We start from the raw sequence: 15,182 nt of genomic DNA on the forward strand, positions 1-15,182 counted from the left end.
AGCGCAAGGCCCGTGCCATACACAGTCTTGAAAGAAATGTTCATCTTCCGGATGACATCCATCGGGTTCACAACGTCAAGCCTTCTCATGACTTAGGCGAAACAGGCGTATCCGGCGGCCCCTGCCGGATTGGCGCCGTCGAAGGCCCGTGAACGACTGAAGGCGTGCATCGTGAGCAGACATTGCATATCGGGCCGGGCGGCGTTTGCGCAAAAATTGCGCGGTTCGCCGCGATCTATGGACTTGGCGGCGCCGGAGCAGTCGCGCCGGCCGCCTCAAGTCTTTTGACGGCTTCGGCAAACTCCGGAAATATCTCGCACCGTTCGTTGGATTCGAGTCGTTGCATCTCTACGTGGACCTTGGCCAGATCCCGATCCATCAACAACGCTTTCAAAAAGGCCGAATAAGCATCTTCCTCCTCGGAATCCGCGGCGAAACATCGTGCGAATGCGTCGCGGGCTTCGGTATCGCGTCCCAAGGCCAACAGGACGCGCCCCGTGAGAAACAACACCGGGGCATATTGGATGGCGGCGAGCCGGTTGTGGGTTGACAACGCCTGCAAGGCCTCTTCGTGCTTGCCTTGGGCCAACAGAATTTGTCCTATCATGGCATATCCGGGGGCGAATTCCGGATCCAGATCCACGGCGTCGCGGAGATGTTCGAGTTGGCGGTCCCATTCGCCCGAAAAGCCGGCGGCCACTAAAAAGAGGCGAATCGCGGCCACGGAATCTTCCGCTGGTTGTTCGTTTTTCAGGCGCGCGGCGAGGTTTTCGCACAACCAGCCGGTGAAGGGATCCAAGGTGTCCGCTTCCCGGATTGCGTCGAGCGCCTCCCCAGGATCCCCGTATTCGGCGTTTCCCAAGGCAAGTTGCAATAGGGCGCCCAGATAATCCTCGTGCGCCACGTCCAACCCGCCGCCAACCTTCCGGGCTTCGCGAAACGCGGCGGCGGCCTTTGCCAGATTGTTTCGTCCCAAGTAGTCATGGCCTTGCCGGACATCATCGAAGATCTCGGCAAGGCGGCTGCGCCCCTGGGGACTGTGGAGCATGGCGCGGACTTCCGGCCATGGCGGTTCGTTCAGGATCCCGCATACCTCCGCATCGCCCAGAAATTCGGCCGCTTGCGTGAAATTGCCGCGTTTGAGGGCAGAGGTGACGAGATCGGAAAACACGGTTTCGCATTGCGGCCCGGCGACCGGCGCTTGCCCCGTTTGAGCCTGGATCCGGTAGACGATGATGCAGTCCATGGCGTCAAAGGTCGTGCGTTCGAACTGCAATCCTTCGTCCCAGAGGCACGATTTGAATTCCAAGAACGGCCCGCTGTAATAGTTCATGACAAAGACAGCCCAAACGCGATTCACCAACGCATCCTTCGAGAGCAGACACGCCACCGCATCGCAGGTGTCCTCGGCCGACGTGGCCTGCAGCACCGGATACGATTTGTCGGTGAAATAGAACCTGAAGAGGGCGCGGGCTATCTCTGCGGGTCCGCCCGGCCAGCCGACCAAGACGACATCGCCCGGCGCGATGTTTGCCTGCACGAATGCGGCGGCGTCTTTCCACTGGGTGCGCGTCGCATGGGGGACCGTATGGAGTAGCTGATAGCCGATCAAGGCAAAGAAGGCCACCCCCGCGGCAAGACGGATGGAACGCCGGGGAAGGGCGGCCATCGCGCCGCCTGCCAAAGCATACACGACGATGGACGAGTAGATCGTATAACGGGGGAAAATGCAGGGACGCCACAGCAGCGAGAGCGCCGCGAGGGCTAGGACCGGGATCGCGGCGACGCACAGGAAAAGCCGGACCGGATCGTCGCCGCCACTACGAATTCGCGCCGCCGCTTTCCACAAGGCCCAGGCCATGCAAAGCGTAAACGCGGCAACCAGCAGATATCCGAGCCACGGGTCAACGGCAAGCGCGTCGAGCGCCGTCGTTTCCGGAAGAAGCGCGCCGCTCACGTTGACGGCGTCTTCCGCCACGATGTCTAAAAACACGCTCTTGATGTCGGGCGGTATGAAGAAATCGTAGGCCGTGGCCGTCGTGTGAAGGACGAAGATCGCATACAGCGCGGAAGGAATCACGGCCAATCCATGAAACACGAACCAGAAAGCCATTCTTCGGAAGGAGGTTCGCGCGGTCGAAAGCAGATACACCCCCTGCCCGACCAGTAGAAAAGCCCCGAGCAGATGGGTCCAGATCAGCAAGACGTTGCAAAGGCCATGAAGCGCCCACGCCCATGGGCGGTTGTCCCGGCATGCGATCAGCAGGGCGTATATTGATAGCGCGCCCAACAGGGCCACCAGCGAATAATGGCGCATTTCCTGGCTGTAAAAGATATGGACGGGCGACATCGCAAGGCACAGGGCCGCCACGGCCCCGGCCGTCCGGCCGAACGCATCCCGTGCCAGCAGATAGACGACGGGAATGGTTGCCAGTCCGAACAGGATGGGCAGCGCCCGTAAAGCCTCCGGACTCGTGCCAAACAGGCGCGACCAGAAATAGGGAAAAAGATAATAGAAGGGGACCTGTTCGCCGTTGAATGAACCGACGCCGAACAGACAATTCCAGTACTCGCGGAACGTCGGTTCCAACACGCAGACGTAATCGTTGTAGTCGTCGAACCAGAGCGATTGATCCCCGATTCGGTGGAAACGAAGGAATGCGCCCACGGCCACGGCGAACGCAATCCATGCCAGGTTCGATGCGCGGGCGAGTCTTGATTCCATCATGGCGTCCCAAGCCTCCGTAAAATCGCTTTCTCGAAGGTTCCGATCAGGATATTGTTTCCCTTGCGGTTGAGGTGGCATTCGTCCTTGAACAGCGTTTCACCGGGCACGCCGTGCGGTTCCGCCGCTGCTACCGCCGCTTCCACATCGGCTATGCCGAGATCGAATTCCGCGGCGACCGACCGGATGATCTCGTTTTCCGCATCCGAGGATTGATGGCGCGGCACTGTTCGGAGGATCTGCCGAACCCGCGCCATGCCTTCCTGATACCGGCCTTCCGCGAAAAGGGCCTTGGCCGGCTCGAATCCGCCGGCGTATTCGGGCGGAACATTCGGCTTGACGAGGTTCGACGGGACGGTTCCAACAATCAGCGGCACGCCGTGCGCCCGGCACATCAAGGCAATCATCGAAAGGTTCCGGCGATAGGCGCGCATGCGATCCTCGACCTCGCCGGGCGTGAACCGGTGTTGCCACACACGGGTGTAGTCCACGTTCGGATTGGCGAGGATTGCCCGGTTGTGTTCCCGTTGAAGCCGCGCGACGCTCCACGCGGCCTTGCGGTCGCGCAAGAACCGAAACAGCGCCGAACGGCTCAGCCGCTGTTGCCAGATCAGGGTTCCGAGGTTCGCGAATTCGAGTTGATCCAACTCCTCGAATTCGTTGTGGCCGCAGTACAACAGGATCAAGTCGGGTTCGTACCGCACGACTTCCGCCGCGATGGGCGCCAGACGCTGGCTGCCGTGGGACAATCCGCCCGCATTGATCGTCTCGACGCGCCGGAAACGGTGGCCGAGCGCCTTCTGGAGGCGCACATCGAGACCGTGCAATCCCTTGCCGAGGTAATTGATCGAAGAACCGCCGAGGGCGAAAAGACGAAAGGTTCCGGGGGCTTTACGCGCGTTGAAACGCTGTTTTTGAAATGACTTTTCCTTGGCCGGATGCGTGATCATGACGGAGGGGTCTTCCGGGGAGGGAATGAAAAGACGCGATCCGGGTTCAAATCCCAGCCCATAATCCATTTCCAGCGGGGGAATCCAGATTTCGGTAACGCGGGCCGCGCCTTCCAGCAGGACCAGCAGCCCGATCGCGATTGCGCATGCGGTCGCGACCGGCTTGAACACGCCCGCGCGAAAGGCGCATGTCCCCCCGGTCCGGCCTGCGATCATGGCCGGTTCTCCTCCCATTTTCGAGGGCGGTGGCAGGGAAGCGCATGGATTTCAAGAAAAAAGACGCGTTTCGGAAATTGACGGAGTCTGCCCTGCCGGTACGTCTGTAACGCGACCAACGAATCCATATCGTCCATTTTCCGGGTTGACGGCCCGGCGTGCAAACAGCGGCGTTATCGCTCGTCCTCGTTGCCGACTTGCTTGATTCCAGTATACATGTAATCGAAATAGGATATCGCTGAAATGACGACGGTGGCGATCATGAGTCCCCAGGCGAAACGGGCCTCGATGAGAATGGCAATGACGAGGCTCATCTGAAAACAGGTGGTCAGTTTGCCGGTGATGCGGGGTTTGATGCGGACGGGTCCGTAGAACTCGTTGATGATGTAGGCGCCCATGACAATCATGACGTCGCGCGCAAGAATCGCGGCGGGAAACCAAAGCGGGACCGGCGTGGCGAACTGGTTGTTGACCGCCATGAACACGAAACCGATGTTGATCATCAGTTTGTCGGCGAGCGGGTCGAGCAGGGTGCCGAGTTTCGTTTTCTGGTTGTAGGCGCGTGCCACGAACCCGTCGAGCGCGTCCGAAATCGCCGCAAGCGCATAGACGACGAGCGCGGCGTGCCGGATCCACGGCTGTTCGCGGGTGTAACTGGCGATCAACGCCACAAACACCGGCACCATGAAGAGACGAAACAACGTAATCCGGTTTGCCAGCGTCACGAAACGATTCCCGGGGCGTTATAAGCCCAATCAGCCCTGCGGTTCCTGTTTTTTGAGGTGGCGCCGGATTTGGGCCACCAGTTCCGCTGGAAAAAACGGTTTGACGACCAGCGTGGACGCGCCCACCTTGAGGCTCTGGGCGCGCGCATCGGGCGTGTGTGCGGACGACACGCAAATCACCGGGATGTCCTTGGTGCGCGGATTCGATTTGATCTGTTCGCATACCTCGTAGCCGCTCATCATGGGCATCATAATGTCGAGCAGCACGAGATCCGGTTTCTCCGTGTCGGCAAGGTCGATCGCGCCGATCCCGTCGAACGCGCTGACCACCTCGAATCCTTCCGACTTCAACGTCCGCTCGATCAGTTCCACCACGTCCGGTTCGTCGTCCACCACGAGTATCTTCGGCTTGTCCACGTTACCTCCCACCGCGTCCGCGACGCCGCTCTCCCAAGGTTATGTCCATCGTGTACATGCGCGTGGCGCGCGCCGGGGCCGCCGGAATATCCGTTGGCGGGCGAACCCTGCGCCCTTCCTTCCGGCGCGCCACTTTTTGCAGGATGCGAACGCCATGATCCATGAAGCCCGTTTCATCCGGCTGGACCCGCGCGACATGCGCCTCGACCGGGTCGGACAGCGGCACCGTGTATTCCTCGTCGCGCATCATCTGAACCGTCACGGTGGCGCCTTGCGGCAATGCTTCGATCATCCGTACCCGCATCCCGTAGGGGCTCATATCCATCACCACGCCCGGATAGACCGTCTCCGGGTCTTCCGCCTGCCATAACAGACACGGGCGGCACGTTTCCGTGCGGGGCGCGACACGCCGCCCCCGTCGCAATGCGCGGCCATCCCGTGTGAAAAACATGTCATCCGCCATGACCCTGTCCTTCTGCAGACTTCTACCTATTACCAGTTTACACCATTTTGCACAGAATTGTCCAAAACATTATTCATCCCTCCCGCTTTGTTATAATACGGAGCAAATGGATGCTCGCTTTTTATTGATTGGGAAGGATTGACTCATGACACGGAGAGGATTTCTTGCTTCGACGGCGGCGGGCATGACGGGACTGGCGATGGGCCGGGCCGGGGCGGCAGGGGAAGATCTTCCCTGGCTCGATCTGCACGTCCACTTGGACAACAGCACCTTGGAGGCCGTGTTGGGGTTGTCGCGCGAGCGTAATGTCAAATTCGGCATCGTCGAACATGCGGGCACAAAGGAGAACGTGTATCCCGTCGTTCTGGGCAACGACGAGGAGTTGAAAGCCTGGATTGCGGCGCTCGAGGGTTGGCCGGTATACAAGGGGGTGCAGGCCGAATGGATTGATTGGACGGGCTGTTTCTCGAAAGATGTTCTTGCCCGGCTTGATTTCGTGCTGACCGATGCAATGACGATGCCCGGCAAGGATGGACGCCGCAGGAAACTCTGGGAAGCGGATGCGGCGGAACTGGGCGATGCCGAATCCTTCATGGACCGGTACGTGGACTGGCATGTGCGGGTGCTCGAATCCGGGCCGGTGAACATTCTGGCGAACGTGTCATGGCTGCCGGAGGCGTTCAAGGGGGACCACGACCGGCTTTGGACCGAAAGGCGGGTACGCCGGATCGCCGAAGCGGCCGTCAAGCGTGGCGCGGCCATCGAAATCAGCGGCGGCATGAAATTGCCCAAGCGGCCGTTCCTGCAAATCGCCAAGGCCGCCGGCGCCAAGTTTTCGTTCGGCACGAACGGACGTTATCCGAACATGGGCAAGATTGATTATTGTCTCGAAACGGCACAGGCGCTGGGTTTGACATCCGCCGACATCTTCGTGCCCACGCCCAAAGGCCCTCGCGCCGCCGCCTGAACCCGTTACGGATAGAGAAGAATGCCCACGCGTTCGATATGTTCCCGGAGGGGTTCGAGCCGGATCGAGGCAAAGGGCATCACATCAAAGCGGTATGGCAATGGCAGTTCGTCGAGTTCGCCGGCAATGGCCTCGGCGCGCAGGGCATCCACGTCGCCCCAGATCGCGAGGTCCACGTCGGAATACGGCCGGTGAACGCCTTTTGCGCGGGAACCGAACAGTTTGACCGCCTCGATCTCCGGGTGACGCCGGAAAACGACGCGGAGCAGATCGATCTCGTCCAGTTTCAAAGCGGGAGTGGTCATTTCCTGCTCTCAGACGCAAACCATCGCCGTACGGATTCCATCGCGGGCAAATAACGGTTTGCGATGGCCTCCACGGCCGTCCCGAACACGGCGGCGTTGTATGTGTGGGACAGCAGGTTTCGGTGGTCCAGCATGTCGATCCACACCTGCCCGTCATCGATCAGCCTGGCCGCGAAAGCCTCCTTGATGACTTGGCGCGCCGTGACGGGAATAATCGAAACGCCTTCTTCTTCCAGGTAGTCCCTCATCGTCTTCCAGGCCAATTCGAAAGAGTACTCGAAACGTTGGGCCACGCCCTCCTTCTCAAGCGTGGAGAGCGCGCCGGGACCTTCCGCCAAGGATTCATGCAGCAGCGTGCATGGCCTGTCAAAATTGTAAAATCGCTGCTTCCAGCGCGTATCCAAGCCCATGGCCACGTCCCTTGATTGCTGCATCTCGCCGGGAATCGCTTGTTTTCCCGCAACGCTTTCCATGGGTACATGTTCACAGATCTCCCTTGGGAAATCAAGGCGTGGAACCGCGTGATGGCATGCGGTCGCGCAAGACTGCCCGGATAAGGCGTTGTCTGGCCGGATATCGCCCAGTATAATCACCCTGGTTTGGATTGGACAAGTCATTCGGAGAAGCGGCATGGAAAATGTAGTCGTTATTGGCGGGGGACCGGCGGGTTGCACGGCGGCGTTGTATGCGGCGCGGGCCGATTTGAATCCGTTGGTGCTGGAAGGCGAATTGAGCAAGGAAATTTTGCCCGGCGGGCAACTCATGACAACGACGGAGGTCGAGAACTTTCCCGGTTTTCCGGATGGGGTCAGCGGCCCGGAATTGTGCGACTTGATGAAGCGGCAGGCGATCAAGTTCGGCGCGCGGTTCGTGTCGAAGACGGCGGCCTCGGTGGATCTCGGCTCGCGTCCGTTCACGATTCAATCCGGCAACGAGTCGTGGCAGGCAAAGGCGATAATCATCGCGACCGGCGCGACGGCCCGCTACATGGGCCTTGAATCCGAGGACCGTTTCATGAACCGCGGCGTCTCGGCGTGCGCGACGTGCGACGGGGCCTTGCCGCGTTTCCGCAACAAGCCGGTCGTGGTGGTCGGCGGCGGCGATTCCGCGATGGAAGAGGCGCTGTTCCTGGCGCGGTTCGCGAGCCGGGTCCACGTCGTCCACCGGCGCGACAAGTTTCGCGCGAGCAAGATCATGGGGGATCGCGTGATCGCGCACGAGAAAATCACCGTCGAATGGAACTCGGTGGTGGACGAGGTACTCGGCAACGACAAGGACGGCGTGACGGGCGTGCGCCTGCGCGACGTGCGGACAGGCGAAACCCGCGAACTGGCCTGCACGGGCTATTTCAGCGCCATCGGCCACAAACCGAACACGGATTTGTTCGCCGGTATCCTCGATCGCGACGAGACGGGTTACTTGATTACGAAACCGGGGAGTGCCTGCACGAACATCCCCGGCGTGTTCGCGGCGGGCGATGTGCAGGACCATGTCTACCGGCAGGCGATCACGGCGGCGGGTTCGGGTTGCATGGCGGCCATTGATTGCGTGCGATGGCTTGAAGCGCAGGAGACGTGAGATGGGGTATGGGGTTTGGGGCCTATGCAGATCTGAGATCCCAATCACCAACCACCAGCCGCCAATCACCCATGAACATTAGCGCCGCGATGATCGTCCGAAACGAAGAGCGATGCCTCCGGCGATGTCTTGAATCATTGCGGGGCGTTGTGGACGAAATCGTCGTCATGGATACGGGTTCGACGGATGCCACGCCGTCCATCGCGCGCGAATTCACGGAGCGTGTCCACGCCATCGCATGGCGGGACGATTTCGCGGCCGCGCGCAACGCCGCGATCGACCGTTGCGAAGGCGATTGGATTCTCGCGATCGACGCGGACGAGTGGATTTTGAATCCCGGCGAGGCAAGGCAACGTCTCGAAGCGTTCACCGTTGCGAACTCCGCCGATACCCTCGGAACCGTAGAAATCCGCAGCACGCTTCCTGTCGCGCTGGGCGGCGGCGAGGCCATCCTGCGCGCGCCCCGCTTTTTCGCGCGAGGGCGATTCCGGTATGAGGGCGCCATCCACGAGCAACTTGGGCATTCCGGAAATTCCGAAATGGGAACGACGGGTGTCGTCTTTGGCCACTCGGGTTATGCTCAGGAACCGGACGATCCGCATCACAAGTCGCTTCGCAACAAGCGCATCCTGATCGATGAAATTCGGAAGCATCCAACGGACGAGTATTTGTGGTTTCAATTGGGCAAGGCGTGTTTTGCGTTGCGTGCCCATGCGGACGCCGTCGCCGCGTTTGATCGCGCGCTGGCGTTGATTCGGTTCGATCGCGGCGCAACGCCGATGGGCCTGCAAGGCCCGGTCGCGCCGGATGTGGTGGCGGATCTGCTTGCCACGGCCGCCTATGCCCACGTGAACAACGGCCAACTCGATAATGCCATTACTTTGCTCGAAAGGCATCGCGCCCTTGGACATGCCGGTTTTGCGTTCGCCGATGTCCCGCATGCGCTGGGCTATGCGTATTTGATGCGTGGCGATGTTCCGCGCGCACGCGCCGCATACGAGGACTCGCTGCGTCTCGGCCCGTTGCGCGAGCAGGTAACCGGCACGGGCAGTTTCGCAAGCCATTATCATCTCGGCCTGCTGGCCGAGGCCGAAAATGACATTCCGCGCGCCGTCACGCATTACCTCGAGGCGCTACGGATGAATTCAGCGTATAGTCCGGCGATCGCGCGGTGTCTCGATTTGGCCGCCGAACGTCCCGGCTGTCTGCCGGAAGATTGGCATGAATGCGTGAAACCGTCCGCGTTGGCCGTGGAGTTGAGAAAAAGACCTCAGACCGGAGGAGGAACCTGATTGTGCGGATTGAAAATGATTGCATCGCCGTCGAATTGGACACCGCGACGGGGGGATTCGCCTCGTTGTACGACAAGCGCCGTGATAGCGAATACGTGATCGCGCCGGATCGCGCGCTCTTGTTCCGGCTGATGATGCCGGACGGGGAACTCGCGCATGTGCATGTTGACAGCGCCGATCCGGAGATCGCCGTATGCGGCGCGACGGCCACGCTGACCTACCGGCTCCCGGGCGTTGCCGCGACGGTCACATTGACGCTCGACGGCGACGCGATTCTGGCCGGCCTGAGTTTGACCAATACCGGCGAAGCGAATATCGAGGAAATTATGTTCCCGATGCTTCGCGGCATTGGGCCGATTCCCGGCGGCCAGATCGTCGCGCCGAACTTTTGGAAGCGGCGGTACGACGATCCCTTCGGCAAGGATCTTGGGGGCGATCACCGGACCTGGAACGACTGGACGCAGAAGTTCCATTCGCGGTATCCGGCGTACATGGCCAGCGCGTGGCTCGATTACGGCGATCAAAACCGTGGACTCGCCGTCGAGGGCCGCCACACGGATTTTTCGATGATGGACTTCTTCGTGCACAAAGTCCTCGAAAAGGAACGCGATCCCGTGCGCCGGACGCTGGACATCGCCATTGTCCATCCCCGCCGCGTGAAACCGGGCGAGTCCCATGCGTCCTCGCCGGTGCGGATCGTCCTGCACGAAGGAGACTGGCACGCCATCGCGGATGAACACCGGACATGGCTCGACACATGGATCGGCAAGCCCGACCGTCCCGCGCGGTTCGCCGAGTCCATCGGCTGGCATTTCTTTTTCATGAAACACCAGGACGGCCTCGAATGCCATACGTATGCCGATCTGCCCAAGCTGGCGCGCGCCGCGCTCGAAGCGGGATGCCCGTACTTGCTCCTGTTCGGCTGGCAGACGGGCGGCCACGACAACAATTATTTCTACCGCTACGTGCCGAACGAGGATTGGGGCGGCGCGGATGCGTTGCGCCGCGCCGTCGGGGAATGCCGCGCCATGGGTGTCGAAATCATGCCGTTCTTCAACGGAACGCTTGCCAACATCGAGATGCCCGAACACAAGGAATTCGGCCATCGCTGGGAAGCCAGGACGCGCGCCGGGCATCCGTACTACGCGGGCGACTGGGCGCGGCACAACTTCGACGCGCCGTCGCGAAACCGCGCCATGCTGCACACCGAGGTGGCGTTCTGCGCGGAACACCGGAAGTATTTCCTCGAAACGGTCAAGCGGATCGTGCAGGATTACGGCTTCGGCAACACGCAACTCGACCAGATGGCCGAAAAGATGCTCGTGGACTATTGCGAGGATCACATCGTCACGACGCCGGACCGCGTGTACGTGGACGGCGTGAACGAACTGCTGCCGGGCGTCCGGCGGATCGTGCGCGAGGCGAATCCGGACGGCGTGATGATCTCAGAAGCGATCAACGAGTTTACCGGCCAGTGGTGCGACAGTTCGTGGGACTGGACCGTTTTGCTGCCGTTTCCGGAACCGATCCTGTACACGCTGCCGTGGCTGATGGCAAGCCATGAAATTGACGCGCTCGAATTCGGCGAGACCAACCATGCGTTTGCCTACAAGATGCACCTGGACATGAAGATTGACGGCGGCGACGCGCCCATCACGAAATACCCGGCCTTCGCGGAACACGTGAAGGGGCTTGCGGAACTGCGCCGGCGCACGGCCGACTACTCTGTGCATGCCGATTTCCGCGATCAGGAGAACGTGAAGGTCCAAGGGCCGGAGACGGCGTTTGTCAAGGTCTATCACAACAAGCCGGCGCGCAAGACCGGGATCGTCGTCGCCGAGACGGCCGGCCGGTCATGCCGCGTGGCGCTCGAAATCGGTTGGAAAGCCCGGAACGGGACGATTGTGATTGACACCAACCGGGGCGATTGCGCGTCCATACGACAGGCGGAGGTTGTCGAAGTGGAACTCGTGCCGTATGAAGTGCGCATCCTCTGCATGGACCTTGCCTAACGGTCTTGCGAAGCCACGGCGCGAAAGGAGAATCGTGTGTATGCGCGTGATCCTGTGTGCAGTCCTTGCGATGATTTTTCCATTCCAAAGCGCGACGGCGGCGGAAGTCTCGATTGCGCCCGACCGTATGCTGGTTGTCAACGGACAGCGGACTTTCATCATCGGCTTGTATGAGAACCCGGGCGACGACGCCGTGCTCGACGAAGTGGCCCGCGCGGGCTTCAATCTTGTCCAATGTTCTTCGGACCGCGCCGCGCTCGACCGCTTGTGGCAACGGGGCCTTTACGGCTGGGTCAATATCGGCGGGCGGACCGAACTGGAGGAAGGCGACGCTGAGGGCATTCAGGCGCTCAAGGACCTCGCCGCGAAGTGTGGTTCCCATCCGGGCTTTCTCGTCTGGGAAATCAGCGACGAGTCGCTGTGGGGCTGCTACCTGAACGCCTACCGCAACCAGAACACGCTCGTCGAAATGGCAAACGCCTATCATGCGAGCGCGGCGGCGCAGGCGGCCCGCATGGTCCGGGGCTACCGGGCCATGAAGGAAATCGATCCGGTCCATCCCATCTGGGAAAACTACGCCGCCGGCAACTCGCATGAACAAGTCGCGGCGCACGCGCAAGGCGCGGACATCATCGGCGCGGACATTTATCCGGTGATGCCGTATCCGACGCGGCCCGTGGACGTTTCGCGGCGCGGTCTCGGCTACGTCGGCGTGGTCACGACGAAGATGCAGAATACAGGACCGGAAAAGCCCGTGTGGATGGTCCTGCAGGGCATGAGTTGGGGCGACACCCATGATCTCTTCACGCACAAGCCGGAACCGGCGCAGTATCCCACCTGCGAGGAAACACGGTTCATGGCCTACGACGCCATCGTGCGCGGCGCGCGCGGGGTTCTCTATTGGGGCACGTATCTGGTTCCGAAGGACGCGCAAATCTGGAAGGACATCTTGAAGATTGCGCGCGAACTTGCCGACAACCAGGCTCTGTTGAGCGCGCCCGATTCGCCGGTCGTTCCCGCCATCGAAACGCGGATCTTCGGGTTTGTTTTGTGGGACATCAAGGGTTCGCCCATCGGCGTGCAGGCGCTCGGAAAAGTGGTTGACGGCCAGACGTGGTGGATTGTCGTGAACGAACTCTTTCTCGACTTCACCTATACCCTGCGCGGGCTTGACCGTTTGAACGGCGTCACCTACGTCGAAACAACGACCGGCCAGACGGCGACGGTCGGCGGTGGCGCCCTGTCGCTGGCCATCCCCAAGTACGGTGTCCACGTTCTAAAACCGGCGGCCGCGCCCGGAGTGTCCGAAACCCGGTGACGGCCGGCGGGATATCCGCTACGGAGCCATGCTCATCACGGTCTGATCGGGCGCGACGATTTTCTCCACGTTTTCCTTACGGATCAGCGCCGTCTGCCGGTTGAACTGGACATAGTAGTAGGGATCTTCGTCAATCACCTTGTCCACGGGCTGCGTGTATCCGCTGCGGAAATAAATCATGTAACTGGGCTTTTTGATAGAGGGCAGTTTGTCGGCCCTGGGTTTGGCCGATGCGACATGGTACCGGGGGGTGTAGCCGTGCTTTCGGATATGGCCCGCGCTTTCGCAAACGGTGCGGACATACTGCCGGGTTTCGGGATAGGGTGGAATTCCGCCGTATTCTTTCACGGCGTTGGGTCCGGCATTGTACGCCGCCAGCGCCAGTTCGACGTCGTTGCCGAACAGGTTCAGCATCTTGGCGAGATATTGCGTGCCTCCCGCGATATTCTGCGCCGGATCGAAAAGGTCGTCCACCTGCATTTCGGCGGCGGTTCCGGGCATCAACTGCATCAGGCCGCGCGCGCCGGCCGGCGACACGGCATAGGGGTCGAAGTTGCTTTCCGCGCGGATGACCGCAAACACGAGATTTTCGTCGAGCGCGTACATCTTCGCGTAATGCCGGACCAGTTCGCCGATCGTTCCGGACGAATATTCCGTGGCCGAATGGAGCTTGCGGTATTTGGGCGCGACGACAATCGGGTTGTAGTGCAGGGCGACCTCGACAAATCCTTTTTTGTTGCGGTATTTGTCGGGTATATTCGTCAGGACAATTGAACCATCCTTGTCCTTGAATTGCTTGAGATTTTCCTTTTTTCGGCGCAGGGCGGCGCCGTCACGCCGTTCCTTGTTGTCGGCGTTCCGTCCTTCGGCGAACCGGTTGCCCGAAGTCGTTTCCGGCAGTGAGGCCCTGGGGCCTTCCGCGAACGCGTACACCGCCATGCTCCACGCGCAAAAAAACACGCACGCGGCCATGTAAACAAAGGAACGTTGCCCGGTGTAATCCGCTGTTCTTGTCATTGCGTAAAAAGTATAGCCCATGCGCCCGGCGCGGACAAGCAGACGAATAAAAGATCCGGTTTGACGGCTGTCAGAAAAATGACCTCTTGGGTTCTTGTGGCTTTGCCTCGACGATTTTCATACAAATAAGGAATAGGACCTGTTGTGCGGTCCATTCGGGGACTCAGCCGGTCAACAAACGTCCCAGCCGCTGGATAAATCCCGGTTTATGCACTTCGACGGGCTCCGCGCCCGACTCGAAGGGGCGCGAGGACGGAGGCGCAATCAGGCGCACGATGGCCACCGTAATATTGTCGGTGCCGCCCTCGTGAAGGGCGCGCCCGACCAGAACGCGGGCGGCGCTTTGCAGGTTTTCGCCCTGGAGGGCCTGTTCGATCTCGTCGTCCTTGATTAGGTTGGATAGTCCGTCGGAACAAATGAGAAAGGTGTCGCCCTGTTGGATGTGAAGGGAGAAGAGGTCCACCTTGACGGTTTCTTTGATGCCGACGGCGCGGGTAATGAGATTCTTGAGCGAGTGTGTGCGCGCTTCTTCCTGGCTAATGTAGCCGTTGCGCACCTGTTCGGCGACCAGGGAATGATCGTTGGTGACCTGGATGAGTGGATGTTTGGGCCGGGCAAGGTACACGCGGCTATCGCCCACCTGCGCGACGTACGCCCAGTCGCCATGCAGAACGACCACCGACAGCGTAGTCCCCATCCCATGTCGATCGGGATTTTGCTCCGCCTCGGAAAAAATCCGGCGACTGGCTTCTTCGAGCGTGTCGCGAAGCCTTTCCGGCAGATTGAGCGAGGGGCTCAAATAATAGCATTCGACGAGCGATTCGAGCGCAAGTCGGCTGGCGAGTTCTCCCGCATTGGCGCCCCCCATGCCGTCGGCGACCGCGAACATCACCCCTCGCCGGTCGGCAAGGCTTTTGTCTTGGGGGATGCACAACAGACAGGCGTCCTGATTCGTCTTGCGCTTGTGGCCAATATCGGACAACAAGTGCGCTTCGATCGTTTCGCCCTTCCAGTGATATTCGTAATTTGGCTGGTCCGAAGGCCCAATCTGCGTCAGGTGAACCGGGATCATACAGTTATCCCCGGGCGCAAATCCCTGAACCGCAACTTCTTGTATCTTGCCATACCTTCCATCATCGGCCGTTTCCGGCGTTCATGCTCGTTTCGCATTCCTTCCCCCGCGGATACTTTCATTAT

13 protein-coding genes and 1 pseudogene are annotated in these 15,182 nt (G+C 60.5%); 5 read left to right on the forward strand and 9 right to left on the reverse strand.

Features of this window, described 5'->3' with window-relative positions; translation table 11 throughout:
* Positions 1-235: 235 nt before the first annotated feature.
* From P5540_11865 to P5540_11885, 5 genes are all read right to left on the reverse strand, one after another.
* A complete protein-coding gene (locus P5540_11865; GenBank protein ID HRT65512.1) occupies positions 236-2,728 on the reverse strand; it encodes a glycosyltransferase family 39 protein in 2,493 nt (830 codons plus the stop codon).
* Positions 2,725-3,891 (reverse strand): SGNH/GDSL hydrolase family protein, encoded by a 1,167-nt coding sequence (locus P5540_11870; protein ID HRT65513.1) that lies wholly within the window; start codon positions 3,889-3,891, stop codon positions 2,725-2,727. The genes P5540_11865 and P5540_11870 overlap by 4 nt, the downstream gene beginning before the upstream one ends.
* 173 nt (positions 3,892-4,064) lie before the next feature.
* Positions 4,065-4,616, reverse strand: a complete 552-nt coding sequence (locus tag P5540_11875) for a CDP-alcohol phosphatidyltransferase family protein (GenBank protein ID HRT65514.1) — start codon at positions 4,614-4,616, stop codon at positions 4,065-4,067.
* A gap of 30 nt (positions 4,617-4,646) precedes the next feature.
* Positions 4,647-5,033 (reverse strand): response regulator, encoded by a 387-nt coding sequence (locus tag P5540_11880; protein ID HRT65515.1) that lies wholly within the window; start codon positions 5,031-5,033, stop codon positions 4,647-4,649.
* 1 nt (position 5,034) lies between these two features.
* On the reverse strand, positions 5,035-5,496 hold the full coding sequence (locus P5540_11885) for a PilZ domain-containing protein (protein ID HRT65516.1): 462 nt from the start codon (positions 5,494-5,496) through the stop codon (positions 5,035-5,037).
* Positions 5,497-5,641: 145 nt separating this feature from the next.
* Between P5540_11885 and P5540_11890 the strand changes: the two genes are divergently transcribed.
* Complete coding sequence (locus P5540_11890) at positions 5,642-6,463, forward strand: hypothetical protein (GenBank protein HRT65517.1); 822 nt, start codon at positions 5,642-5,644, stop codon at positions 6,461-6,463.
* Positions 6,464-6,468: 5 nt separating this feature from the next.
* Here the strand turns inward: P5540_11890 and P5540_11895 are convergent, their stop codons facing one another.
* Both P5540_11895 and P5540_11900 read right to left on the reverse strand, forming a co-directional pair.
* The gene (locus P5540_11895; GenBank protein HRT65518.1) at positions 6,469-6,768 is read right to left on the reverse strand and encodes a nucleotidyltransferase domain-containing protein; all 300 of its coding nucleotides are present in this window, start codon (positions 6,766-6,768) and stop codon (positions 6,469-6,471) included.
* Complete coding sequence (locus tag P5540_11900; protein HRT65519.1) at positions 6,765-7,241, reverse strand: nucleotidyltransferase substrate binding protein; 477 nt, start codon at positions 7,239-7,241, stop codon at positions 6,765-6,767. Before P5540_11900 ends, P5540_11895 begins: the two co-directional genes overlap by 4 nt.
* A 157-nt stretch (positions 7,242-7,398) precedes the next feature.
* On the opposite strand from P5540_11900, the gene trxB reads away from it, so the two are divergent.
* The 4 genes from trxB to P5540_11920 all read left to right on the forward strand — a co-directional run bounded on the left by trxB (position 7,399) and on the right by P5540_11920 (position 12,968).
* Entirely contained in the window at positions 7,399-8,346 is a 948-nt protein-coding gene (gene trxB / locus P5540_11905) for a thioredoxin-disulfide reductase (protein ID HRT65520.1), read from the forward strand.
* A gap of 71 nt (positions 8,347-8,417) precedes the next feature.
* Positions 8,418-9,638, forward strand: a complete 1,221-nt coding sequence (locus P5540_11910; protein HRT65521.1) for a glycosyltransferase — start codon at positions 8,418-8,420, stop codon at positions 9,636-9,638.
* A 2-nt stretch (positions 9,639-9,640) separates the two neighbouring features.
* Positions 9,641-11,650 carry a DUF6259 domain-containing protein gene (locus tag P5540_11915; GenBank protein ID HRT65522.1) on the forward strand — a complete coding sequence of 670 codons (2,010 nt, stop codon included), beginning with the start codon at positions 9,641-9,643 and terminating at the stop codon, positions 11,648-11,650.
* Positions 11,651-11,690: 40 nt separating this feature from the next.
* The gene (locus P5540_11920; protein ID HRT65523.1) at positions 11,691-12,968 is read left to right on the forward strand and encodes a hypothetical protein; all 1,278 of its coding nucleotides are present in this window, start codon (positions 11,691-11,693) and stop codon (positions 12,966-12,968) included.
* A gap of 288 nt (positions 12,969-13,256) precedes the next feature.
* On the opposite strand, the pseudogene P5540_11925 reads toward P5540_11920, so the two are convergent.
* Positions 13,257-13,598, reverse strand: a pseudogene (locus P5540_11925) (lytic transglycosylase domain-containing protein).
* Between the two features lie 550 nt (positions 13,599-14,148).
* On the reverse strand, positions 14,149-15,057 hold the full coding sequence (locus P5540_11930) for a Stp1/IreP family PP2C-type Ser/Thr phosphatase (GenBank protein ID HRT65524.1): 909 nt from the start codon (positions 15,055-15,057) through the stop codon (positions 14,149-14,151).
* Between the last annotated feature and the right edge of the window lie 125 nt (positions 15,058-15,182).

Source organism: Candidatus Hydrogenedentota bacterium (genome assembly GCA_035450225.1).
In the GTDB taxonomy this organism is placed as follows: Bacteria; Hydrogenedentota; Hydrogenedentia; order Hydrogenedentales; family SLHB01; genus DSVR01.